Origin of the sequence: Sphingobacterium sp. Ag1, from assembly GCF_000988325.1 — a bacterium.
In the GTDB taxonomy this organism is placed as follows: domain Bacteria; phylum Bacteroidota; class Bacteroidia; order Sphingobacteriales; family Sphingobacteriaceae; genus Sphingobacterium.
Genome location: NZ_LBGU01000043.1, coordinates 203,022 through 229,442, shown reverse-complemented (window position 1 = coordinate 229,442; position 26,421 = coordinate 203,022). Strand labels below are relative to the sequence as shown.

Genomic DNA, 26,421 nt, shown 5'->3' with positions numbered 1-26,421 from the left:
TTATGTTTTACGATATAAATCAATGGCTTCTTTGGCAACAATTTTCCCCGATAAGATGGATGGAGGTACTCCGGGACCAGGAACTGTCAGCTGACCTGAATAAAAAAGATTATGGACTTTCTTATTTCTAATCTTGGGTTTCCATACCGCTGTCTGTTTTAATGTATTTGCTAGCCCATAAGCATTTCCAGCGTAAGCATTGTAATCGCTGATAAAGTCGCTTACGCAGTAACTTCTCTTGTATGTAATCTGCTCGTATAGGTTTTTTGTACCAGTATGCTTTTCCAAACGCTCTAACATCTTAATTAGGTATTTTTCACGTGTTTCATCATCGTCTGAGATAGCTGTCGCCAATGGCATCAACAAGAAGAGGTTCTCACTGCCTGCAGGAGCCACATGAGGATCCGTTTTGGATGGACAACATACATAGAACAGTGGATTTTGGGGCCATTTTTTTTCACCATATATACAGTCAATATGATCGTCCAACGGATGCTCAAAGAACAGTGTGTGGTGTGTTAGATTTGGGATGGAGGATTTCATCCCCAGATAATATATCAAACTCGAAGGGGCAAAGGTCCTACTCTTCCAATAATCTTCATCATAGTTTCTCAACTCCTTGGTAAGTAGTGTTTCGATATGATGATAATCAGCGGATGCAACCACAAGATCAAATGCGTAATCTACGCCATTAACACCTAATGAAGTGATCTTATTCTTTTCAATTTTTAATGTATCAACATTATGATCGAAATGAAAAGTGACACCTTGCCTCTCCGCTACTTGCTGCATCGCCAGTACTAATTGAAAAAAACCTCCTTTCGGATAATGAGTGCCAAGTGCGTAACCGCCGTAGTTCATCAGGCTATATAATGCCGGAATATCCTTGGGTGAGGCGCCCAGAAATATGACCGGAAATTCCATTAATGTCCGCAATCGTTGGTCCTTAAAATATTTGGCAACATAGGATCGGAAATTGGAAAGCAAATCCAGCTTAAAAGCGCTAAGTGCAATTTTTGGAGAGAGAAATTCGCCCCAATTGTGACAGGGTTTATTGACGAAATCCCGCATCCCCACTTCATACTTAAATTTTGCAGCTTCCATAAATCGATCTAATTGCGTACCCGCCCCAGGTTCGATCTGTTCAAATAATAGTTTTAATTGCTGATAGGATTCCGGAACACGAACTTGTCCGGAGTCAAATATCATTTCAAATTGAGGATTGAGCGATACAAGCTCAAAAAAATCAGCTGTGCTGCATCCAAAATCCGAAAAAAAGGACTCAATGATATCGGGCATCCAGTACCAGCTCGGTCCCATATCAAATTTAAATCCTTCTGTCGTACTGAATTGTCTCGCCCTTCCACCGGGCTGCGTATGTTTCTCAAAAACATGCACATCGTACCCTGCTTTAGCAAGATACGCTGCCGCTGAAAGACCCGAAAAACCTGCGCCAATAACGGCTACCTTCTTTTTCATTTGTTTTTTTAGCTAAACTACTTGGGCAATTCCCAATCGAGTTATTGGCACCGCAACTAGTAATGTACACATCCTATTGCCTTTTGTCATTTCTATCGCATCCCGATGTGGATTATAACTTCACTTGCTCCAGCAATTTTTCCGGTGCAATATTTCTATCATAGATTAATTGATGAAATTTGCTCAGTTTATCCAATAAACTTATCAATGTTATTTTTTCGTGGTAGGTCAAATCGCCTGAAACAATCTGCGTCGCATGACGTATTTTTCCCATTTGCCGGTCCAATGCCGACAAGCCTTTTTCCGTGATGTACAGCAACTTACTCCGGCGGTCCAGTTTTGAATCGTGTTGACGTATCCAACCTTGTTTGATCAAACGGTTTATAATGGCCATGCCGGTTGGTTTTTCATGAATATTCCTTCTGATCAATTCCATTTTTGTCATCTCACCAAAGGACCGTAGTGTAATAAGATAGATAAACTCCTCTTGTGTGGAAAAATCAGATTCCCAAATAGCAGCCTTTGAATAACTTTTTGCGAACCTATTCATATGCACTATTAACGTGCTGATGACACTTTCCGGACTACGCCCATTTTCCTTACCGTCCCAATTGGGTTCTTCGAGAACATCGGTTTCCTTTGTTACTATCCAACGTTTAAATCCATTTGCGTCAGTGCTATAGATTCCGTCTACGTTTTCCTGTTCAAACTCTTCAACTAATCCAATGATTTCTTTTAAAAGCTGATATTTCATACACTTTATTTAGAACATAAATATACCATATTTGTTTTAATTATTTTAAAAATAATATTTTTTAGAATAAAAATAAACCAACATCATAGCCTTAATAGTGGCAAACTGTAACCCATCGAGGATAGAGACTTGCTTTAACTATAACAAGACCAAGGTTCTAAAGTTATGTTCGTTTTTATTATTACACGTGCAACATTTTTTCCGTGAGCTCGACTAACCTATAGTCACTAACCACAAAAAATCGTCATCAAGCTTTGCACAAGAACCTTAAATACATGAAAGAGTTAAAAAAAAATGCCCTACTTCTCCCATACCTGTTGTTTTTCGCTATATCTCATGCTTCGTCTAACACGACGATCATTTCATTCATCGATTCAACCTTTACTGTTACGGGCAAAGTAGTTGATTCTATTACTAACGAACCTGTTCATTTAGTTTCCATATCCTTACTGGATCATCAAAGTGGCAGTAATCCTGTCAGAACAGTGGTGACAAATGAAAGTGGGGACTTCCAATTGACCCATAGTCAGCGTTCATTTTACCTAAAAATCAATCATATGGGCTTTCAGTCTCAGATAAAAAGAATTGTAATACCCAACGGGAGCAATATAGATATGGGTACTATAAAGCTTCATAAGATTGACAATAAGCTTGAGGAGGTCGCAGTTTCTTCCAGAAAACCTCCCCTAGAACTTATTACCGGTGGGTATAGATTTAATGCGGAAAACAATATACTAGGCAATAGTACAAATATAGCAGAACTGCTCAAGCAGGTTCCGGGATTAACAGTTGATGAAATGGAAGGCAAATTACAATTGCTTGGAAAAGGAGCTACTGTATTGATCAATGGTCGGAAAGCCAATTTGGGTGGTCAAGATTTATTGAACTACCTGAAATCTCTACCGAGCAATGAGGTCTCGTCCGTTAACGTGCTTACAAGTCCAGGTGCGGCATATGATTCCGCCGGAGATGGAGGTGTGCTCGATATCAGACTTAAGAAAAATTCCAATTTGGGGTTCTTTGGGTCGGTAAGTACAAGTGTTTCCACCCTTTGGGGGACCGACCAATCGCTCAATTTGAATCTTAAAAAAAGTAAGTTTGAAATTTCAGTGGGTTATAATTTTTCATATAGTGAAAACCTACATAAACGAAACGATCTAATAAAAAACTATTACTTACCCGATTCTAGTTATCTCTATAGACAAGAACAGGCCAGCGAAAGATCCCAAAGAACACATTCCATGAAAACCAATACACTTTATAATATTGATTCGACGAGCACACTCTCTTTTAATTATTGGTACGCCAGCTTTTATGGCAAATTTCCTAATGAAAGAGATGCTACGATCTATAATCGGGAAGATCAATTTCAAAGGCAGCTTAAACAGCAGGACTTCATGTTTTTGGACAATAATTTTCATATCGCCGATTTCATTTATGATAAAGATTTTAAAACGAAAAGCAAGCTTTCGATCGGTATGAATTACGCGAAATACTCGAATGAGAATAACACTTCATTCTGGAGAAAGGCATATGATTTTTCTAACACGGAAATAAATTCCTCAGAAAATGATAGCAGAAATTTTATTACTTCCAGACCATATGAAATCTGGACATTCAATACAGATTACAAAACAAACATTGGAAAGGGTATTGATCTAAAATTCGGTGCAAAATATGCCCGTGCAAATACAGAAAGCTTCTTTAAGAATCTAGCCACAGATGGAATTATCGATGCAGGAGAATTAAATAGTGAAAATAAGGTTCACTATAACGAAAATATACTTGCAGCCTATTCTTCTCTGAATGGTAAATTGAAACACTTCTCCTTCGATTTAGGCTTGCGATTAGAATCATTCGACTATCAATTACGAGCCGTTTTAACTGACGAACAAATTAAAAACAACTATCTTAATTTATTTCCCAACTTTAATATACGTTATGATTTCGAAGACCTTAAAAACAGCATTGCTTTATCAGGGAACAGAAGAATCGAACGTCCCGGATATAGTATGCTCAATCCTTTTGCGGTGAACAATAATCCTATCTATTTCACCAATGGTAACACGCATTTGAAGCCATATTTTGCGAATAGGCTAGATCTGCAATATTCACATAAGTGGAATAGCAACCATTCACTGATATTTTCTTTATATGGAAACTCCTCGAAGAATATGTTTACATATATCTCCAGATATAATGAGGAAGTTGGGAGTCCAGAGTTTAACTATTATAATGATTACAATCTAAATCAAATTGGAGGTTATGTCATGTCGCAAAACAAGTTTGGAAGCAGCGTGAATGTCAGTACATATTTATCAGCACAACGCCCAACTTTCAGATCGAACAATACAGAAGATATTTTGTTACCTGGGATTGTCAACTTTAGTGGGTCGATCAATACTTTCATCTATATTCTGCCAAAGACTACTGTTCAAATACTCGGCTTTTATGCATCGAAAAAAAATAGTTTTCAAATGCAATATGGCGCAACGGGATATATCACGACGGGTTTACAGCAAAAAGTGCTTCAGGACAAGTTAAATATATCCCTCACGATTGAGGATATTTTCAACTTACAAAAAGCGCCTATTTCCAGTTTAGGCAATGTGATTAGCATTGAAACAGTGAATAAATTGAAGTCACGCTATGCAAAATTGAGTTTCAGCTACAATTTTGGAAAAACTTTTTCAGCAAAACAGACCAAAAAGCTCGAAAAGGATTCGAGGATAGATTAACCCATCAATACTTTGATCATCACAGATGATTCGTGGAGGCATCGCGCTGGATATAATTGAGTTTAGAAAATAGCTTAAATACAGATAGACATTAAAATACCGCGAATTTAAAACGGTTCACCACGAATTGGAATTCCCTTGAAAATTTGAGGAAAGTTATTCTAATTTAGTCCTATAAATACATAGAAGAAAAAGTGAATTATGAATGAGACTATCATAGAATTTGATAATAAAAAGCGCCTGAAATTAGCGCTGTTTGGTTTGCTGATGACGATAGCGGCTTTGGCATTTGCCTACTATATCTTCTTTGTCGCCGAAAAAATAAGAATTTTCCCTGGGGCACTGATGTTGACCTTAGGAGGCTTAGGGTGTTATTGTCTGATTGGTGGTATAAAGGCCCTATTTAATAAAGATCGAACCGGCCTCCTATTAAACGCAGATGGTATTCGATATAACGGTACACCAGTAGGAATAAAGGTTGGGACTGTAAAATGGACTGCGATTCAATCCGTCTCAACAGGGATGGCCCATGGTGTCCATTTTGTTTTTTTGAAGCTACACAATCCCGAAAATTATATCCAGCAGTTCGCTCCACAAGTACAACAACATGTGCTCGAAAATGGAATAGCCATTTCGGTCGATCAGTTGTCGCTTGACTTCAATGAGCTCAAAAAATTGATAGAAGAGTATTATCAGCGGTATCATTAACAGTAAAAAGAAAAAGATTGATTCCCCAACATCGTTCAAAACCTGTACAAGTCAATTGAATGAGTTGTTCGCCTTATATTTTTCATTGATCTTTTAAACAAAGTAAGTTAGGACGTCTAAACAAAACCATGCGTCAAAATCCCTCCTACCTTTGTCTTAACAAAATCAAATTTTTAAAATGAAAGCAAACAATTATCAAGGAGCATTACAGAAACCAATCGGTTCTGGCTTCACAGCAAAATCTACTTCAGAGGACGTCATTAAAGGAATTGATCTAAGCAATAAAATCGCAATTGTAACGGGAGGTAATACGGGAATCGGACTTGAAACTACCAAAACGCTCGCTTCTGCCGGTGCAACTGTTATCGTTCTTGCAAGAAACGTTGAAAAAGCAAAAGTAAATTTAGCAGGTATAGTAAATATCGAAATCGAAGAAGTGGATATGATTGAACCAGCTTCTATTGACAGATTTGCTAGAAAATTCATTTCATCAGGCAGACCACTTCATTTACTAATCAACAATGCCGGTATTATGTGGGTCCCTTTGCAGCGCGACCAACGTGGAATTGAATCGCAACTAGCGACAAATTATTTAGGGCAATTTCATCTTACAGCTAGACTGTGGCCCGCATTAAAACAGGCGGGTGCTGCACGAGTTGTCAATGTATCTTCTCTTGGACACCATAATTCTTCCTTCAATTTTGAAGATCCAAATTTTGAAAATCGCGAATATGAAACTCTTCAGGCTTATGGTCAATCAAAAACGGCAAGCAATCTTTTCACTTTAGAGCTAGATAACCGAGCCAAAGATTTTAATATAAGGGCGTATTCTTTACATCCAGGCTCGATCGGAGGTACAGAATTAGGACGGAATGCAGACCCGGAACAATGGAGGAAGTTAGGATTTTTAGATGAAAATGGAAATATACACCCAGCGATAATGGCTGCATTGAAGACCATTCCACAAGGTGCTGCGACTACGGTTTTTGCAGCGACCAGTCCGTTATTAGATGAAATAGGCGGTGTATATCTGGAAGATAACGATATCGCAGAGTTGCTACCAACAGATCCTTTAATCCCAACCCATACAAAACTGCATCAGAACGGTGTCCAACAATATTCATTGGATAAAGATTCAGCAAAACGCCTTTGGCACCTTAGTGAAGAAATGATCGGAGTAAAGTTCAATATAGACTAATATCCAAACGGCTTACGATAAAAGATTTAGCTATTAATTTTTTATATTTATGTCATCACAATGCCTTTAAAGCCGAACAGAAAATTCGAATCATGGAGTATAAAGCAAAATATATAACAGATGATATTAAGCTATCCTGTTATGAGGATAAGTTTTTCAAATCGGATATCAGTTTCGAGTGCCATATGTTAATCTGGTTTATTTCCGGTGAAACAAAAATTGTACAAGCCGATGCAACTTACTTCTTTAAAGAAGGTGATATTTTTTTAATACCAAGAAATCAGTTAGCAACAATTATCAACTACCCAAAAGATGGACAGCCTCACAAAACGGTCGTGATGCACTTAACGAGTGAGAAGCTAAAAAATTTCTATGCAAATCTGACCATAAAGCCTTCTGCTCGAAAATCGGAAAAGATATACAGCTTTAACAATCATCCTTTACTGGAAAGCTGTCTTTCCTCATTGATTCCTTATTTTGAACTACAGAAACTGCCCGAGAACATTGCCTCCCTGAAAATCACGGAAGCAATCAGTATCCTCCGGGCGATAGATAAAGAAATAGATCCTATTTTGGCTAACTTTGAAGAACCCGGCAAAATTGACCTGGCAGGCTATATGGAAAAGAACTTTATGTTCAATTTATCGCTGGAAAAATTCGGTTATCTGACAGGACGAAGTTTAACCACCTTCAAAAGGGATTTTAGCAAGATTTTCAACCTCACACCGCAGCGATGGTTAACAAAAAAACGATTGGAGCTAGCACACTATCAATTTGTTGAAAAAAGAATGAAACCAATCGAAGTTTGTTACGCGGTAGGATTCGAAAATCTTTCACATTTCTCCTATGCGTTTAAAAAGCATTTTGGTTACACGCCTACCGATCTGCTAGCATCGCGACTTTGAAAAAATGTTGAATAGGTCTAATAGCGAATTTCATTCCGGATACATATTAAGCATTTGAAAACGTTGAATACAAATCTTAGCGAGCGCAAGCTTATCTCAAAGGCCACCTATCATCGTGCAGACTTCCAATACATCCGCCGCGAGCCCATGCAATGGCAGAATGACTCAACGGAAGATGTATTGTTTTATCGACTGTATGTTAGATCCGTGCTTAGTAATAGGATTTCAAGTATCGTTCTGTTTCCTCTTTATTGTGGCTCATACGTATGCGCCAAATCAATTCCTGGACGTTGACGGTCTCGAAATCTATTCCCAAATGGTTTCGCATAAGTTTTGCCGCCGAAGCTCCGTCCAACTCTCCGCCCGTATTTTCCGCGATAGGATCTGCCCCTTTGCCAATATCTCTAAACTTACTCCACGCGTGCACCCCGATTACGGAGAACTTATTTTCGGTGTCTGCTGTAAGTTTTTGGGCAATATAAGCTGGGGTTCCCTCCCGTTCATGATTAACATTTCCAAAATTCCAAAGCGTATAACGAATGCTAATGACCGGAATCTCATACCCTTGTTTATTTTTCAACCAAATAATATCTCCCTTTCCGCCTGCATAAGGACTGTATTGTAAGACAACAAGTCCCTCGAGCTGATCATTAGCATCAATAAATGCTTGATACCCTTCTTTGGCAGCTGCCGACTTCACATCTTTAGCCATCAGTCCAAGCACTTTAATGCGATGTTGCCGCATATGCTGTGCAACATCTTTGGCCAAATTGGCCAGACGTGTGGTACGGTTATCTTCGATCCCAAAATTATCAACATATTGATAACCACCTCCAAGGGCTTCAATCAAAGTATAATCACGATGCTGCTTATTAAAGACGTTACTAAATTGACTTGGTGCCATTTGCAAAAGATTGCTCGCAGAAATACCAAACCCCATTTTCATGTTCGCGGCATCGCTGTTTTGATAGTAATCAGAAACAAAATCGTTCATCATCCACTGTACATTGTCACCATCCGAAAGATAATAAGCAACGAATTTCTTATCCTTCGACCAGTCGATAAACTGCGGATTGACAACCTTAGCCAATACACCTGTCTGACGCTGTTTGTATGTCAATGAAGTCAATGGAATATTATACGTCCAATCGCTAGGGACCCAGACATGCCCCTTGGCAGATGCCCTGCTTACGAATACCGACTCATCCACGCCTTGCTCCCATCCATAGATTGGGGCGCCAGGCGCCAGCCACGATAATATTTCCTCATACACCTGTAAATTCTGGCCGGCAGTTGCGTTCTCTTTTTGCTTATTAATGTTGAGGACAAATAAGTTGTTGGCAATTGCGAAGTCGCGCAATTCTCCAGTCTGTACGGGCATAACCACCAACGCTTTGTTGCTAACTTTCGTTTTAAATTCTTTCCAGGCATCTGCCGTGGATTTATTACGCGCATCATATTTCATCGCATATCCGGCCGCATCATATTTGGCCTTGTCGCGTACATCAACAATCAACGCATTGTACACGGAAGAAGCCACTGAAGCCACGATATTACTTTCTGGATTATTTGTTACATCCGTGAGTACATAACCGTCGAATAGATCTTTTATCTGCAACTTGATCCCATCGGACGGGCCATAATTATTCCGCGCCAGCTCAATGGCACTTTGCATCCCTTGTTCGCTAACCCCAAGATCACCCAACGCCTGCTTAGACAGGCTGTAGGATTCCCGCCCCGCATGATCATGCAACCAGACAGCGATCTGGCTCTTTCCCTGCTGTACAGCACGGTTGGTCAACCCAGCGAGCGATTGCGCCAATAAATGATACTGTAAGCCTCGTATTTCATTGCTTTCACCAATATTGTTTCTAGAACCAACGTTAAGAACCTCCACGACAGACCAGTATCGTTTGGGTTTTACCGTCATCTCTAATAAATTATACTGCCCGTTATCTTTAATGGGCTCGTAAAGCTCTTCATATAGTTGTGGAACGGTATCATTCATACCTTGATTGATATCGGGACTTTTATATTTTGAGCAGCTCAAAAATAGACTGCATAGGGCAAGCATTATTCCAGTAATCATAGCGTATTTCATAAAGCATTCAATTTAATTATAACCATTATTTTGGGTCAATCCTTCGGTTTTATTGATTTCATCCTGTGGAATAGGCCTCAATAGGTGAACGGGGTTTAGGTTGTTGTATTTTTGAACCAATGGATTGTTGGCCTTCGCCCGCACAATAAGTTTACCGGTCCGTTTTAGATCAAACCAGCGATCGTGCTCGCCCATAAGTTCGCGTGCTCTTTCATCGAGCAGTACATCCAAGCTAAGAGCCGACAGTTTGAGCTGATCGTTGAAAGCAGTCTCGGATAGCGCAGCGCGTTTGCGGAGCTCATTGACAAGATGGAGTGCTTCTTGATTTTGATGCATGCCCAAATAGGCCTCTGCTGCTAATAAATATGCATCCGATAGACGGTATATAACATCTTCTCGTGTACCTGCCCCACCCCAGGGCATTTTGGTATCTTTGAATTTTTGGATAATGGGCATCCGGTCTATCGCATTGGTCAGTACAGGCAATGCAGTAGACTGCGGATACCAATTGTAGTCATTTCCATTTTTAAAGGGGTAAAAACGTAACGCTCCAACAACATTCCCCGAATGGTCATTCCAGCGTGGAAAATAGATCCCCAATTTGCCAAAATCTTCACTTGCTGGATTATTCACTATAAATGAACGTTTGAAGGTTACGTCGTAACGTGTATCCACATCGGGATTGTCAAAATATTCATGAACACGCGGTATAACCCAATATTGCCTACTCATAGCGCTATAGTCAGCTTGATTACGAACAAAAAGGTCAGGCTCCAATGCAGTTATGTTAAAGCCAAATAGCTGCTGCTGTGGATTCCCCCCACCGACATAGTTCTTGTCCGTGCCATATTGCATCGCCCAGATTACTTCGCTATTATTTTGATTATTTTCGTCATACACACTCGCATATGATCCCAATAAGCGATATTGACCCGATTGACTGATACTCATAAAATTTTGTGCCGCATCTTTAAAATCTGTCGTCACCGCATAAGATTTATATGCCCGCGTTAGATAAAGCTTCCCCAACAAAAATCGAATTGCAGCGTCATTTACTTCTCCTAGCTCAGCATTTCCGAATGGAAGGGTCCCTTTTGCACTTTCCAGATCTTCAATCAATTGTTTATAGATCTGCGTTTCGGAGGCACGGTGCACACTTTTCAGCACCTCTTTCTGTTCTTCCAGATAAAGTGGGACGTCCCCGAATGTTTCCACTAAATAATAATATGCAAGGGCACGGAAGAATTTACCTTTCGCTACCATTTTTGGATAGTCTGTTCCAGCAATGTCTGCAGTTGTTCGAGTTAGCAGAATGTTGGACTCTTGTACAATCTTATATAAATTGTTCCAATATCCGCCTACAACTGGCGCTGTACCATTGAAGGTCTTATCATAACCGTTGAACATCCGCTCCGATTCACCTTCGGTAATTGCCATGTAGAGGTCCGTTCCGAAATATTGCATTTCACCTGTATTAAAAACAGCTCTACTCTTCACATATAAGTCGACTAGCAACTTTTGCTGACCTTCTTTGCTATCGTAAAATTTATCGGTTACTACAGAAGGCGAATCGACATCGAGAAAGCTGGAACAACCGACCATACCAACCATCAGCGAAACGCCCAGCACGAAAAGGTTTATTTGATTTTTAAATATATTCTTCATGTCGTAATAATTAAAATGAAACATTCACCCCAACATTAAATATGCGAGGATAGATGGAAAGTTGAGTGTAAAGATTTTCGCCGATAATCTCTGGATCGGGCCCCAGGTACTTTGTAAATGTAAATGGATTAATAACGGATGCATAGGCCCTAAAAGATTTACTTTTTAACCGTTTAGCCAACGCGGCAGGCAATGTGTACCCTAAGGTAATATTCTGTACTTTTACAAAAGTGCCGCTCACTTTTCCCAATACTTGGGTATAATAGGACTGTGCCCCGATCTGTGGATAGCTGTTACTTCTGTTTTCCGGTGTCCAATAGGCAACATTCAATTTATTCCAGTGCTCGTTGTCCCAAGCGGTGAATGTATAGGTGAAATCATCGTTATATAAACCTCCAATTCGTCCATACACATAGGCTGTAAGATCAAAATTTTTGTAGCTAAAGGTATTTGTCAAGCCAAAGGTATAGTCAGGAGAAGGCGTGCCGAGGACCTTGTAGTCACGCTCGTCCAAAACACCGTCGCCATTGAGATCCGCAACTTTGATATGCCCCGGGGCCTGCCCGTATTTTGTTGCCATGTCCTTTTCTTCTTCTTGCCAGATTCCCAAACGTTCGAAATCGTAGATAACCCGAATAGGTTGACCAATAAACCACCTATTCGCCAGGTCATCTTTACCGTCGCCAAAAATATCCTTAATACGGTTCCTATTCAGCGAAAAAACTGCGTTTGTTTTCCAGGAGAAATTGCCATGTTGTACGTTGATACTTTTCAGATTGAGTTCTATTCCACGGTTACCCGTTGTTCCGACATTACGAAGAATAGAAGTAAAACCATTGAGACCAGCCACGGATTGTCTGAAAATTAAATCTTTGGTCGTCCGGTCATAGATATCTATTGTCCCAGACAGACGGTTGTTCAATAGCGCAAAATCCAATCCAAGGTTCCATTCTGAAGTCATCTCCCAAGTGAGAGCAGGATTACCCTTTGTCCCGCCGATGCCATAACCATTTTGTCCTTTACCATTGATCACATATTTAGAAAGATCCAATACGCTATTGACCACATTGTAGTCCATATTATTGTTACCACTCTTACCCCAGCTCAGCCGTAGTTTTAGATCGTTAAAAAGGTGTTGTCTTTTCATAAACTCTTCGTTGGATATACGCCAAGCTATCGCGGCGGAAGGCATAAATCCCCACCTATTCTGCGGTGCTAACCGTGAGGTTCCATCCCTACGCCCTGTCAGTGTCAAGAGGTAACGATCTTTATACCCGTAATTAAAGCGCATCATATAGGATAACATGGCTGCTTCCCAATAGTAGCTCGAAACATCGGTAATTTCGTCTGCTGATTGGATTGCATGCCAATCTGAATCAAAAGGCATACCTACACCACGCATCTGTGATCCCTGATGAGTTTCTTTCTGCATACTAAATAAACCGACGACGTTAATTTTATGTATATCAGCCCAGTTTTTATCATAGGTTAAGGTATTATCCCAAACATAATTTAGGTTTTTGCTTTCCCGACGGAAGGCATCCGGTGCATTGACACCGCTTTTAGCCTGCGTATATCGACCAATCCATTCCCCATATGTATCATTATCCAGCTGGATCGCAAATTGCGATTTGAAGGTGAGCTCCTGTAAAGGTTTGAATTCCGTAAATCCAGCTAGATTGATAAAGTTCGCTTCTGTAACTTTCTTATTGTTCTCTATTTGAACAAAAGGGTTTATTTTACTTGATGTGGGCTGTACTTCGAATGCATAGTTCCCATCTTTGTCATATGGACTTGCAATCGGCGGGATGAAATAAGCATTGATAAGTGCATCATCAGCCCCATGATTGGTTCTATTAAACGAAAAATAGTTGTTCATCCCGACTTTGAAGCGTCCTGAAATACGATGCTGCAGCCCCATATTGACCGTGTAACGCTTAAAATTTTCGTTACCGACCAGTCCTTCGTCATTATTATACCCTGCAGAAAAAGCATAATTGCTCTTTTCGGATTGTCCGTTGGCACTGAGGTATTGTGTATTTCCTAAGCTATTTGAGGTCACTTCGCGTAGCCAATCATAATATTCACCATATTTAATACGACGTTTTTCATCAGTGGTTAGGAAATCAGAGCGGCCTAATGAGCTTTCACCATATTTCTTTTTCCAAAGCGCAATTTTATAATTTACGTATTCAAGTCCGTTACCCATATTGCCGATCATATCAGGAATACGAGTTGGTGTTTTAAGATTGAGCGAGCCCGCGTATTCTAATTGAAAACCCTGTTTTTTTCCCGCTGCCTTCGTCGTAATAATCACCACTCCATTAGCTCCTCTGGAACCGTAAATAGCAGATGAAGATGCATCCTTTAAAATATCGATAGACTCAATATCTGCGGCATTTAAGTGTCTCATCCCTGAGTAAGATGGAATACCATCAATGACATAAAGAGGTTCGTTGGAATAATTGAATGAATTCGTTCCCCTGATTTGAACACTCATATCGGCTCCAGGTCTATTGTTGGTTTTGGTAACCAAAACTCCACTTACCCTACCATTTAGCGCTTCGGTTACATTGGTGGCTTGCGCTTGAACCAACTCCGAATTTTGAATATTGGCAATTGAGCCTGTCAAATCCTTTTTTTGCACTTTTCCATAACCATAAACAACGACTTCATCGAGGTTTTCGTCCTTACTCATCATCGTTACTTCTAGACTTCCGCTGGCAGGAACAGTCGTAATAACCGATTCATATCCCAATAAAGTAAATGTCAACGAATTGCCCACTTGAAGGTTCAAATCAAAGGTTCCATCAGACTTACTTGATGCCAGCGATCTTGAATTAGTTGAAATAGATACTCCCGTCAAAGGAGTGCCAGACTTGTCTTTCACCCGACCTTTCACTTGACGCTGCTGTCCAATAACAACAATGGAAAACAGCATAAGCACTGCCATAGTGAAAATAGATTTATAATAAATTTTCATCCTTATCTTTTTATAAATTGATACTATATTGATCTCCTTATTTGATTTTGTGCCATTTATGCTGGCCTACAATTTTTGCATGGAACTTATTGGTTTTATCTGGGATCGACTGGCTGTTTTCGGGTACCTTCACGAAATCCCAAGCGCATATCAAATCCGATTCCGTTCCAGACACTTCAGCAGTCATCAACTGGTCTATTTCTACAGCTGATTTAGCGCTACTCCATAATCGAAATTTCTTTATATATCCCGTCATACCACGATTATTGTCCTCGGGCTCTACAAAAGCCCACATCTTAAGATTGCGGCTATTCGGCTGATATTTTTGTAATACACCCGCTGGATCCTTGATATCGTTAGATTTGGAGAATAATAATTTACCATTGATATACATCTTTAACTGATCCGAGGCCAAGGATTCGTCATAAACAGCTACAAGATGATTCCATTGCCCATAATTGGTTGGATAGGCTGCGCCCCACTCCAATACACGGTCTTGCTGAGGTCCCATTCCAAGCGTCGTACGGAGGTTACTTCCCATAAAATTAACCATCCAACCTTGTTTTACACCTTTACCATCATGACTAAAAGTGGCGACAAAATCTCCAATGGCAAACTCAAAAAAACCAGGGTCATATTTGATCCAGGATTCTACGGTAAATTGTCTGGAAGAGCTGAACAAATTAGACTCACCAAAATCGATGTATCCCTTTTTATCAATCCCAAATACCTGTAATTCACCAACAGTACCAGACGACAATGTTTCCTGATAGGAATTTCGAAATGTTTGAATGGCTTTACTAGCGTCGATACAAAAGCTATTCACCTCAAAAGGTAAGACAAAATAGCCGGCCTTTGCTTTGGAAATCCCCTCTTTGAGATGGCCTAATGCCTGTTCTAATTCAATGGCATTCGCTTTAGGATAAGTTCCATCGACTTCACCTATTTTGGCTGTATCCAAAAGAACTTGCATGGTATCCAGATAATTGTTCAGGCAGGAAAGATCAAGCTCCATTGGCCCCTGCTTTTCCTGAACACAGGCGGTAAACAATAACGTACCGCAAAAAATAAGAAGCAGTTTGTTTTTAATCCATTTCATAATCAGATTGGTTATTTTAATATCATTAGAATATGCACATTGCTAAATTGATTTACTGGATTTAGCTTAATTGGCTTTATTCGAAAACAATATTAATGCAAGCTGATTAATTTAGGGGTTAATCAAAGGGTTAATCATTAGAAAAACGCACTAATCCTGATCTAAAAGGGATTCGAAAGATATACTGTAATTAACCTCCATCCATTTATGATATCTCTTTTGAAATTTTTGATATGCCTTTTTAGCTTTGGCCATATCCCCGATTCTCTTCCAAATGTTAATTTCGATTTTCAGTGCTTCAGTGGAAGTTGGATCCGTTTCATAAAGGAAATGGATGAGCTGCAACGCCATCCTCAATTCATTTATAACAATGGCATGTTGAATCTGACGCATTAGAAAATCGCAAATATCTTGTTCCATTTGAGATTTTAGCATATCTAATCCATCAGCGCTTTCCTTGGACAGAAATTGTCCACGGCTCAAGATTGTCCACAATTCATTGCTTATTGAATTGCTCTCCATAATGGATTTAAAGTGATAACTATCGATATAAGTTCCGTCTAATTCTATTTTATAATAGGATTGAGCATATACCAATTTAATTCCATTCAGATATTCTAAAGATTTGCGAAGGTGGTTTAGCGTAACGCCTCGAATATTTTTGGCAGCACCATGTTCCTTCTCAGGCCAAAGCAAGCTGCTCAATAGTTCAGATTTGATTCCTTTTTGGGGGTTGTGTAAAAGGAGCAATATCAATAAATGCTTTATTTTTCCTTTGAAAAGATGTGTAATATCCACTCCTTTCGCATCAATAACCTGAAAATCGCCAAAGAGATGGATGCAATTTACTGATGGAAACAGAAAATCATTGGTCAAAAGCAATTCGGCTGAATGCGGTTTATTGGCTGGACGGTCAATGGGTATTTGATAGGATGACAAGGGTGTTAAAACAGCCTTATTACCTATTTTTCTCTTCCACTTCCAATATAATCCTCCTAGAATAAGAATCACACAACCTATTATCCAAGGGAGAAAGGATATCCGTTTTGATTCTTGTTCACTATTCCAATCACTCGCTGTTAAAACAGGAAGTCTTAATCTATAGATTGTGATCTCTGACCTCACTTCTTCATTATCATAGACCTCAGTCACAGCGTAAAATCTATTCAATGGTTCAAATTGAAAAAGGTTTGCATTGGTTTTTATTTTATCGGACCTAATCGGAATAGAATCGCCCAAAGGCTGATAGGTCGGTTTATTCAATGAAAATTGGTACAACTGGAGAGAAGAACTGGATTCGTATTCGGAATACATCAGGCTGTAGAAGTTCCGTTTGCCATCATAAACCAGTTGTCGTACAGGGATCTTGTTTCTCTCTTCCCATTGAAGCTGCCAGATTTTTTTAATCGACTGCTGGTTGACATCAAATTGATACAGATCATAATAATAGCTACGCCCAAGATTGTTATCTCCTTGTGGATTTCCCATTCCGCCAAAAATGTATAAATGATCGGAACTATCGAGAAAAGAAGAAGTAAAATAGCGGGGATGAATTTTATCACCTTTAACCGACAGCGTGTCCCATGTTCCATTTTGGATATTTAACTTTAGAAAATTTCCATTATAACGTTCGTTTCCAAAACCTCCAAAAATAAGGTAATCTTTTTGCGACAGGAGCTGCCCGGTATGGTGGTGGAGCTGCATCGGTAACTGCTTTTTGCTTACGCAAACAAGCTGTGGGTTATCCAGATCTATGCGTACAATGGAACAGCTATCTTGAGGCAAATTATTGACTTCATAGATGTAAAGCTTATTATCGTGAAGGAAGCTATTTCCTAACTGAATCCGAAGTGGAAGATTATGCGGCATTGGATGGACTGATTCCTTGCCAGAATACAGGTCAATAGTGCGAAGGCTGTCCTGTGAAAAAACAATTAGCCGGCCACCACGCTGATCAATTTGATAACCTCCAATAGATTTGAGTTTTATCGTCTTCCATTTTTCCCAGAAAAAGGATTCCGTTGTCATCCAGTTCGGATTCAGCACTTTTCCAATGGCATTGCCACGGCTATCATGAATAATATCTCCCTGCCGTTCCTTCAATGGGATACTGCAATGTACATCTCCACCAGATAAATAAATATCTTTAATGGTATAATCGGCTACATCTATTGCATAGCCATTCTTTCCGAAGATTAGCTGGCGGGGACCTGCATTGGCTTTCAAACCCGTGATTTCAGAGAGGACGATGCTTTGATCCAACACTTTCCACAATAATTTTTTCCTAGACAGGTCGATATGCAAGTTTACTGAAAACCACTGTTGAATTTTAAGCTGACTTTTATCAAAGACAAGGTGTCCCAAACTACTTGAACCTTCCAAATTAAGGCTAAATTCAATCTTATCGCCACGAATACTTCGGAGATTCATTGAAATGGCCTGTTCTGAATTGACAAAATTCAATTTAAATATTCCACCTTGATTTGATTTTTCATCAAGCGCCAGGTTAAAAGACAGCTGAAAAGTCCCTTTATTAAATGATTCCAATCCTTTGATTTGGCCGAAAGATATCGCTGCAGCTGATCGATCGTTAATCGGATATGCGTTTCCTTTTATTCTCAGTCCATTTCCCCATGTCTCCGTAAAAAGAAGCGCGAAACAAATCGCTAAAATATAGTTGAAAAATCCATGGTCTATACTCCTTGAAAAACACCCTTTCATGTGGCAAATGGTCAGAGAAATTAATATTAATATCGAAATCGATAATTCAGTTATGCTAATCTAATAACAAAAACTGAAAACTCATATATATCACCCAACACAGATGAATCCAATTCTTATACGTCTAATGGGAACAGTTTATAATACCTTCGAAACAATTCTATTTTTTGAATTTTATTCCAGTTGCAATATAGAAATTACGATAAATAATTACAGATCCAATTGAATACCTAAATTTGCTATTGTCCCGCTTCCTTTTACATAATAACGGCCTTCATTGGTGGCTCCTCTCACCTCTGCGTGCAGCGGGAAGTAATCATTATTTAGGATATTATTAACTGAAAAAATGAAAGCTAGATTCTTTAATTTATAGCGCGTTTGGAAATCCATCAGCCCATAGCCCGAAATCGGGTATTTGCCATAATTATATTCAGAAGGTTGAAAAACATCGCGTTTACCCAAATGTAAATATTGGAGATAGACGTTCCACCGATCTGTCAATTTGAAATCGGCATTAATATTTATTTTAAAAGGCGAAATAATGGAGTTGTCCAACTTATCCTTATACTTTCCCTCATTTTTCAAATCTTGCCTACCATCCATGTACCCGAGTATAGTACCAAACTTGAACCAGTCAACAGGAGTTATATCGACAACAAATTCCAAACCGTATATACGTTGCGGCACTTGAATCAATTCATAATTACCAGGTGTTGACGTTTCTGCGAATGTACTGCCTTTTTTGGAGGAGCTATAATACCCTGTCAATTGGTAGCTCAACATAGAATAGGTCCCGTTTAGACCCAACTCAACGTTATTGACAACTACTGGCTTCGGATCGATTTGACTCAAAGGTACTCCATTTCGCAATACAAGCCCCACATCGCCGATAGAATATCCTTGCGAAAATGAAGCAAAGGGCTGTAGGTATTTCAATTTATTATACCTTCCTGCCAAATTGAATACAAATGCATTTGAATTGCTCTTGTCTCCAGGAGTGACTTTCCCTGCTTTTGTCAGATCCCCTACCTTAAAATCCAAGTTTTCGTACCGCACACCACCTTTCACTATCCAGTAATCGGCGAGATTAAATTTACTTTGAAGATATAAAGCCCCACTTTTCATGTTCATATCGGGTGTCACTAATCCATCGCTCAACGTTTTTTGAACCGTGTGATCTTTTAAAAGATCTACGCCATAAATTAAGGTTACTTTATTGTTGTTGGATAGATCAAAGGGCGTACTAAAATTTAGTCTAGCTCCCTTATGATCTGAATAGGTTTGGTTGTAGGTTTCAAATACCGTGTTCATATCTTCATAATACAGACTCATATTTGCTGAAGTCCGACCAAAGTTGCCATCATACTTTACATGAAAAGCTTTATTGTAAGGTGTTCCGCCATTAATCACTGTGTCTGAAGGGACCCCTATAGCTGGTTTACTTCCAAACTCACCCTTAGTGCCGACGTATTTACTATCCTGAACACTTCTATAATAGTTACCCATCAATTCAATGCGATGATTATCGTTAATCTGATAACCGATCTTCGCTAAGGTATTATAACTTTTTGTCTCGCCAAGACCATAGAATGGACTTACAATGGTACCATCAGAGCTGCGGACCACGCCGGTTCGCGCAATCTTTCCTTGCACGACATAATCAAACTTGTTTTGCGATCCCGAAAATACTTGTGCCAAATTATACCCATATGTTTCACTTGGTTTGACCAAGCTTAGGGAATTATTTAAAGAGGTTGACGAATGAAAACTCTTGTCTGTCTTTGGCTTCTTTGTAATGTAATTAATTATACCACCAGCGGCACCATTTCCATACATTGCAGAGGCACCGTTGATGACTTCAATATGGTCAATTGCGCTAGCGTCAATCGTCTTCATATCTCTTCCGCCATTTCTTAAAGGAGTAGATTGAGGAATCCCATCAATAAGTACCAAAAAATTCCGACCACGTATTTTAGCGATGAAGTTATTTTGGCTTTCCTCACTTGGAGAGATACTTGGCACTTTCTGCATTAAGATATTAGGTAAGTTATCATTTATCAGACGCTGATCTTCTAAGGTCTTACCTCCGATATAGGTAATTGACGATGGTACTTCGTCGATGCTTTCAGCCAATCTGCTCGCCGTCACGACAACTTCATTCAAATGATTACTTGTTTGTTCCATGACAAAGTCCGGAAGCTTCAGAATTTCCCCTTCCAGTGCGATCTGCGATCTGATTTCTTGAAAACCAATATGCTTTACGGTCATGGAGTGAATTCCTTTAGGAATCTTTGAAAAAATAAAATTCCCCTCATTATCAGTCTTGGTACTATTTATCCCGTCAATATTGATATGCACATTGGACAAACCTTTCCCCACTGAATTTTTCACTTTGCCCTTAATTATCCCTGGTTCTTGACCATGACCATTTTTCTTAACAGTCATCGGTTTTTCCATGGAAAAACTTATTGCTGGAATTATAGAAAAACTTAAAACCAATAGACTACTAGCCAATATTGTATTCTGGGTAATAAACCAAGATCTTGTTGTTTTTTTCATGTATTTAAGGTGTTTAAAAAATCATTTGCCCTGTCTGCATATTGATATCTTTCTATTTCCAAACCTTGCTATCCTGGAAATACTGCTCTGCAAAAAGACATAATTACTATTTAGACTAATTATTATTAGCGGCAAATATAGTAAAGTTGGGAAATACTTAAAGCTAAAAATTTAGAATAATAAGCGATCGAATAACTCCATCGATATTCCTTTAGGATGCAGAATGATAATAGCGGCAATAAATCTTAATGTACATTATGTTTTACGCTTATTGTACTCCATTTTTTGCTGCTTCAACAGTCCCTAACTTTATCAAACAAAAGAAACAGGTTCCTCTAGGTTAGATTTCATGAATACCGGAACCATTGACATTATAAAAAATTAGTATTAACATTTTAAATCTTAAAGTCATGGCACTTACAACAAGAATCAACGCGGACGATGTAGCATTTTTATTGATCGATCACCAAAGTGGTCTATTCCAGACAGTAAAAGATATTGAAGTACCTATATTGAGAAGTAATGTAGTCGCTCTTTCACAGGTCGCCGCTATTGAAAACATTCCTGTTATTACAACTGCTTCAGAACCAAAGGGTCCGAATGGTCCATTGATGCCAGAAATCCACGAAAATGCCCCACATGCACAATATGTCGGACGTACTGGTGAAGTAAATGCATGGGATACTCCTGCATTTGTTGAAGCTGTTAAAGCTACTGGTAAGAAAAAATTGGTTATTGCAGGTGTATTAACAAGTGTTTGTGTGGCGTTTCCTGCCATTTCAGCAATTTCGGAAGGTTATGAAGTTTTTGCGGTCATTGATGCTTCAGGCGATATGAGTCCATTATCAACACAAGTAACAATTTCTCGATTACAGTTGGCAGGCGTTATTCCCATTACGACCACAGCTGTAATTAGTGAAATATTAAAAAGTTGGAAACATACGGACGCTGCGAAATATGCACATGCACTTTCCTTGGTGATGCCTAATTATCAAGCTTTAATAGAAAGCTATTATAAAGCACAGGAAGTCGCACTAGAAAGCAAATAAGTACTTTTATTTTGTTTAACCATCTGCGGGATCGCTTTTACATAAGCTTATCCCGTAGATTACCTTCCGTTAAAAAAAGCGTATCATCCGTTTTCATCACTTTTACCCTTTTCCTAAAGGAATAAAGGTCTTTTTCGTTTGGCAGTCTGGATAAGAAAATAAAAAAGTCCCAATTTCTCAAAAAGGGACTTTCTTAGTATATAATCAAATTACTTTTTTGTTTTTGACACTTGAGTTATCAGTGTATATTGCTGAGATGAACCATCAGCAGGAGGGTTTTTGACCTCTTCTACCTTTACTTTGATCACATATTCATATCCTGATTCATAGTTAAATCCCTGGATATTCCCATAAAAATATTCCCAGTTATCTGATTCTTTCGCCTTGACCTGCATGCACTTCATTGGGCTGACACCTTCGCAATCAACCAACTGCGGTCCCACAATCATTATTTTCTCATTGCTTTCAGCAGAATTTTTGCTACACTGGATAAAAAAGAATAAAGTGAAGACGGCAAGAAGCCCCTTGAGTAATTGGTTTATACGTTTCATACAAGAAATTTTAATAATAACTAATATAACCATTATATGTATTCTTTACTATACCTATTTTACGCACTTCAGTATTGGTTATAACAACAATATTCAATATCTCCAAACCTGATGATTCTTCTTAAAGCGTTTGACTTCACTTAACACAGCTTCTTTTTAGTAACTTTTCCTATCGCATTATAAAATTACGAAACGATTCACTGATAATATTGTTCTTCAATAAACAATCGTATTTAATATGGAAGATCTATTATATTTGGCAGGTATCGGTATGGTGATCATGTGGGCGGTCACTTTTTTAGGCGGATTCATAACTGAAGATTTTATTCATATACTTTTAGTTTTTGCGATGATAGTGTTTATATTTCGTGCAATTAAGGGTTTTAACAACTATGAAGTACACCAATCTCAACAATAAGTCAACTGCTATTATTTATCAAATCGACCTACATAATGATAAGCCCAAATCAATTAAATGAACACTATGCTAAGGGGAGCGATTTCGATTCCTGTCAAAAAATTTTAGAGGTATTATGCAGCCACACGAAAATGAGATATGGCTTGATACGCAAGAAAGATGGCCTGAAATGGGGGAATTGGTGTGTTTACGATTATCAGTCTCGGACAATCGTCAATAAAAATAGCGAAACCTATGTTAAAATATATCAGGAGATCCGTAGGGGTTTTTCACCTATTTACATTGCCGATAGCGAACAATGTTCTGTCGGCCGATGGGCACTCCTTCTTCAGGAATTCGGTCTAAAAAGTTATATTTCTTACCCGATAATTAACAATAGTGATTCTATTGTAGGACACCTGAGTTTCATGAACACCGAACCTGTGCATTTTGACCGAAGTAAATTGGAAATGCTGCTCCCAGTCTGTGGTGATTTGATTGCAATAGACTTTAAATCTGTAATTGAATATAGAAGTACGAGAAAAAAATTAGAACAGGAGATTAATTACTCCAAAAACAGAGAACTCGTTTTAGCTTCCTTAGCTCATGATTTAAATAATCCAGTCAGCATCGTAAAGGTGATATCGCAGTATCTTTTGGAGAATATAAGTGACGAAAACCATAAAAATTTACTAAAGAAAATAGAAGAAGCCTCTTTCCGGATGAAAGGGATGATAGATGACATTTTGGATTTCAGCAGCATACGTTTTGAAAATAGACGAATAAGATTGATTGAGCAAAAGTGCATGGACTCACTGATAAGGCAAATCTTAGCAGAATTTGAGCTGTTGCATCATAGGAAATTATTAGCCAATATCAATCTTTCAGCTAAAATACATTGTGATCAGCACAAATTGGGCCGAGTTTTCGCGAATTTGATTGGAAATGCAATAAAACATGGCAATCCCAATGAAGATATAAAGATAAATGCCTTTATTCGAAACGAAAATTTCATTTTTAGTGTCACAAATGAAGTCATGAATTCTGAATCTTTAGATTTTACAGATCTATTTGAGCCTTTTGTCAGAGGAACCAATAGCAAAGGACTTGGATTAGGATTGTTTATTACGCGTGAAATAGTGAAAATTCACAAGGGAAAGATAGTGGTAGATTTGAAGGGCAGTAAAATTACTTTTAAAATGATCATTCCCATTGATGCTTTATAGGTCTGTTAAATAGTATCTCAGGATTAAAGCTAGAGTTACCTATCTGATAGGAAAATACGCTTAGCATTATCAACTATGCCAGGTACTAAACAAATTTGACTGCTTGAAAGCTATTAAATTTGTGCTGTGCTGAAAATCCTCCCCTGCCAGCCGAACACATCATTACGCCTTCCCTATTATGGCTATTCACTGGTTACTCTAACAGCAAGTTCATCATGTGCAGTAAGATCAAGACGTAAAGGCGTAATAGAGACCAAATTGTGTTCTACTGCCCAGCGGTCCGTGCCCTTTTCTGCAGGTTCTAATGGCACCACGGTGATCCAATAATTTTTCCTTCCCATGGGATCCTCTCCGGGCACCACACGGCCATCATATAAACGTACTGATTGTCTTGTCCAGGAAAGCCCCTCCGGATTGGCTGGAAAATTCACATTATAGAGAGCAGGGCCTTTATTTTTCAGTAAAATCTTCAGCACATCGCTTGTCCACGGATACAATCCTTCAAAGTCCGGCTCGGTCTTTCCTACGGGTGTGCTCAATGCGATACCTGTAATACCGAGCAGTGTCGCCTGCTTTGCCGCAGCCAAAGTTCCGGAATGCCACATGGAATTGCCTAAATTTGGTCCCATGTTAATACCCGAAAGTACAACCTGCGTATCGGGAAACATATGTAGACCCAACGCCACACAGTCTGCTGGAGTGCCATTTACCCTAAACGCTTCAATATCCTCAAAAGTTATCGGTGCACGTCGGTAGCTTAGGGGCCGGGAATGCGTAATAGCATGTCCCATAGAAGATTGCTCCACATCGGGCGCAACAATCTTTACCGTCCCAAACTCTTTTGCCGCATTTGCCAGTGCCGCAATCCCCGGTGAATAAATGCCATCATCATTGGTAATAAGTATATTCATAACTGTCCTTTTCTATGAAAACCAATCTCAAGCAGGCTTTGTTCAGCTTTTATGAAAGAACATGGCAAAAACATAAGGTTAGTACATAATCCTGCTGCTGGGGATGACTCAAACGGAGACAAAGATGAACTATGCCAATTGATTGAAGATCTTGGCCACAATTGCATTGTAGTAACCAAAAAAGATGCTGTCAAAAAAATCGATCCGCAGACAGACATCATTGCCCTTGCTGGCGGTGATGGGACTATAAGAATGGTAATTATGGCGCTATTGGAAAAAAAACTACGATTTAAAAGGCCAATCGCCATACTCCCACAAGGCACTGCAAACAATATTGCTATTTCTCTTGGTATTCCTTTGAACATTGAAAAAGCTATCGATCTCTGGAAAAATTGCCAACTTAAAAAATTCGATGTAGGAATGGTTATAGGGCTAGAAAGAAAGCCGTTGTATTTTATTGAATCCATTGGCTTTGGTGTATTTCCTTTACTGATGAAGAAAATGGATAAAAAAAATACAGAAGAGCTGAGCGCAGAAGATGAAATCAAAACCGCACTAAGACAGCTTCGCAAACTGGTAGAAACATTCCGAGCTACCACACTAAGACTCACAGTGGCTGGAAATAACTATGAAAAAGATTGCATACTTGTTGAGATCATGAATATATCAAGTATGGGACCGCGGCTAGTTCTTGCTGCTGACGCTGACCCTGGAGATGGACAATTTGATATCATCATTATCACTGTCGATCAACGCCAGGAACTTATTAGCTATATCGATGGACTATTGAATGGAACCAACGTCGAATTTAAAATAAAACCTATCCGGGCTAGTCGATTGGCGATGGAATGGGAAGGCAACGAAATACACATCGATGATGAGCACAAGAGTTACTTCGGCCAACAATTGAAGCTTACCTCGCTCGAAGGTATAGTTGAAATTGTCACTGGCAATAAATAAAATATGATTTGAACCAACGATAATGGATCAAAAAATGTTCTTTTTTAAAAAACTCGTTAAAATGAACAGATCTAAAAACACCAAAGAAACGCATGTTGGCATGCTTGTTCTTATCATCGCAGCCATTCCAAACCCAGATCCACGGGAGCCAAGCCCAGACTTATCCGAAGCTCAACAAGATGGCACTTCCAAAGAAGATAGAGATCCCAATACCAATCAATCGGGTATTAAAGATGATCGTACCCATGACAGGGAGGAAGCGCAAGCCGAGCAGAAAGAAAAAGATGATGAAGATAAACCTGATCTTTCGGGTGATATCAATGTCTAGATAGGGCCACATCTTCTGCTAGCTGTATAGGTGTTGCGCCGACCTTAAAATAGCAAGATTGCTCAGCTAACACTGGAAGAAGCTTCCCA

At 39.1% G+C, this 26,421-nt stretch carries 19 protein-coding genes; 9 read left to right on the top strand and 10 right to left on the bottom strand.

Features of this window, described 5'->3' with window-relative positions; all coding sequences use genetic code 11:
* Positions 1–1,479 (bottom strand): phytoene desaturase family protein, encoded by a 1,479-nt coding sequence (locus tag AAW12_RS18585; protein WP_046675141.1) that lies wholly within the window; start codon positions 1,477–1,479, stop codon positions 1–3.
* 112 nt (positions 1,480–1,591) lie between these two features.
* Positions 1,592–2,233, bottom strand: coding sequence for a MarR family winged helix-turn-helix transcriptional regulator (locus tag AAW12_RS18580; protein ID WP_046675140.1), 642 nt, complete (start codon positions 2,231–2,233; stop codon positions 1,592–1,594).
* 275 nt (positions 2,234–2,508) lie between these two features.
* Between AAW12_RS18580 and AAW12_RS18575 the strand changes: the two genes are divergently transcribed.
* The 4 genes from AAW12_RS18575 to AAW12_RS18560 all read left to right on the top strand — a co-directional run bounded on the left by AAW12_RS18575 (position 2,509) and on the right by AAW12_RS18560 (position 7,782).
* On the top strand, positions 2,509–4,971 hold the full coding sequence (locus AAW12_RS18575; protein WP_046675139.1) for an outer membrane beta-barrel protein: 2,463 nt from the start codon (positions 2,509–2,511) through the stop codon (positions 4,969–4,971).
* Positions 4,972–5,172: 201 nt separating this feature from the next.
* On the top strand, positions 5,173–5,679 hold the full coding sequence (locus AAW12_RS18570) for an STM3941 family protein (RefSeq protein WP_046675138.1): 507 nt from the start codon (positions 5,173–5,175) through the stop codon (positions 5,677–5,679).
* A 178-nt stretch (positions 5,680–5,857) separates the two neighbouring features.
* Positions 5,858–6,877 carry an SDR family NAD(P)-dependent oxidoreductase gene (locus AAW12_RS18565; protein WP_046675137.1) on the top strand — a complete coding sequence of 340 codons (1,020 nt, stop codon included), beginning with the start codon at positions 5,858–5,860 and terminating at the stop codon, positions 6,875–6,877.
* Positions 6,878–6,969: 92 nt separating this feature from the next.
* A complete protein-coding gene (locus AAW12_RS18560; RefSeq protein WP_046675136.1) occupies positions 6,970–7,782 on the top strand; it encodes a helix-turn-helix domain-containing protein in 813 nt (270 codons plus the stop codon).
* Between the two features lie 211 nt (positions 7,783–7,993).
* Here AAW12_RS18560 and AAW12_RS18555 read toward each other — a convergent pair whose 3' ends face one another.
* The 6 genes from AAW12_RS18555 to AAW12_RS18530 all read right to left on the bottom strand — a co-directional run bounded on the left by AAW12_RS18555 (position 7,994) and on the right by AAW12_RS18530 (position 20,910).
* A complete protein-coding gene (locus tag AAW12_RS18555; RefSeq protein WP_084823234.1) occupies positions 7,994–9,883 on the bottom strand; it encodes a GxGYxYP domain-containing protein in 1,890 nt (629 codons plus the stop codon).
* A gap of 12 nt (positions 9,884–9,895) precedes the next feature.
* Positions 9,896–11,548 (bottom strand): RagB/SusD family nutrient uptake outer membrane protein, encoded by a 1,653-nt coding sequence (locus AAW12_RS18550; protein ID WP_046675520.1) that lies wholly within the window; start codon positions 11,546–11,548, stop codon positions 9,896–9,898.
* Positions 11,549–11,558: 10 nt separating this feature from the next.
* Positions 11,559–14,531 carry a SusC/RagA family TonB-linked outer membrane protein gene (locus tag AAW12_RS18545; protein WP_046675135.1) on the bottom strand — a complete coding sequence of 991 codons (2,973 nt, stop codon included), beginning with the start codon at positions 14,529–14,531 and terminating at the stop codon, positions 11,559–11,561.
* A gap of 37 nt (positions 14,532–14,568) precedes the next feature.
* Positions 14,569–15,630, bottom strand: coding sequence for a LamG domain-containing protein (locus tag AAW12_RS18540; protein WP_156167697.1), 1,062 nt, complete (start codon positions 15,628–15,630; stop codon positions 14,569–14,571).
* A 150-nt stretch (positions 15,631–15,780) separates the two neighbouring features.
* Complete coding sequence (locus AAW12_RS18535) at positions 15,781–18,351, bottom strand: hypothetical protein (RefSeq protein ID WP_046675134.1); 2,571 nt, start codon at positions 18,349–18,351, stop codon at positions 15,781–15,783.
* A 210-nt stretch (positions 18,352–18,561) separates the two neighbouring features.
* Complete coding sequence (locus tag AAW12_RS18530) at positions 18,562–20,910, bottom strand: TonB-dependent receptor (protein WP_084823233.1); 2,349 nt, start codon at positions 20,908–20,910, stop codon at positions 18,562–18,564.
* Positions 20,911–21,320: 410 nt separating this feature from the next.
* Between AAW12_RS18530 and AAW12_RS18520 the strand changes: the two genes are divergently transcribed.
* Entirely contained in the window at positions 21,321–21,959 is a 639-nt protein-coding gene (locus tag AAW12_RS18520; RefSeq protein WP_046675132.1) for an isochorismatase family protein, read from the top strand.
* A gap of 209 nt (positions 21,960–22,168) precedes the next feature.
* On the opposite strand, the gene AAW12_RS18515 is transcribed toward AAW12_RS18520, so the two are convergent.
* Complete coding sequence (locus AAW12_RS18515) at positions 22,169–22,510, bottom strand: DUF4377 domain-containing protein (protein WP_084823232.1); 342 nt, start codon at positions 22,508–22,510, stop codon at positions 22,169–22,171.
* 238 nt (positions 22,511–22,748) lie between these two features.
* On the opposite strand from AAW12_RS18515, the gene AAW12_RS18510 reads away from it, so the two are divergent.
* Positions 22,749–22,928 carry a lmo0937 family membrane protein gene (locus AAW12_RS18510; protein WP_046675131.1) on the top strand — a complete coding sequence of 60 codons (180 nt, stop codon included), beginning with the start codon at positions 22,749–22,751 and terminating at the stop codon, positions 22,926–22,928.
* A 35-nt stretch (positions 22,929–22,963) separates the two neighbouring features.
* Complete coding sequence (locus AAW12_RS18505; protein WP_046675130.1) at positions 22,964–24,133, top strand: GAF domain-containing sensor histidine kinase; 1,170 nt, start codon at positions 22,964–22,966, stop codon at positions 24,131–24,133.
* A gap of 182 nt (positions 24,134–24,315) precedes the next feature.
* Here the strand turns inward: AAW12_RS18505 and surE are convergent, their stop codons facing one another.
* Complete coding sequence (gene surE, locus AAW12_RS18500) at positions 24,316–25,044, bottom strand: 5'/3'-nucleotidase SurE (protein ID WP_046675129.1); 729 nt, start codon at positions 25,042–25,044, stop codon at positions 24,316–24,318.
* Between the two features lie 51 nt (positions 25,045–25,095).
* Between surE and AAW12_RS18495 the strand changes: the two genes are divergently transcribed.
* Entirely contained in the window at positions 25,096–26,004 is a 909-nt protein-coding gene (locus AAW12_RS18495; protein ID WP_046675128.1) for a diacylglycerol/lipid kinase family protein, read from the top strand.
* Positions 26,005–26,065: 61 nt separating this feature from the next.
* Positions 26,066–26,332 (top strand): hypothetical protein, encoded by a 267-nt coding sequence (locus AAW12_RS18490; RefSeq protein ID WP_156167696.1) that lies wholly within the window; start codon positions 26,066–26,068, stop codon positions 26,330–26,332.
* Positions 26,333–26,421: the final 89 nt, after the last annotated feature.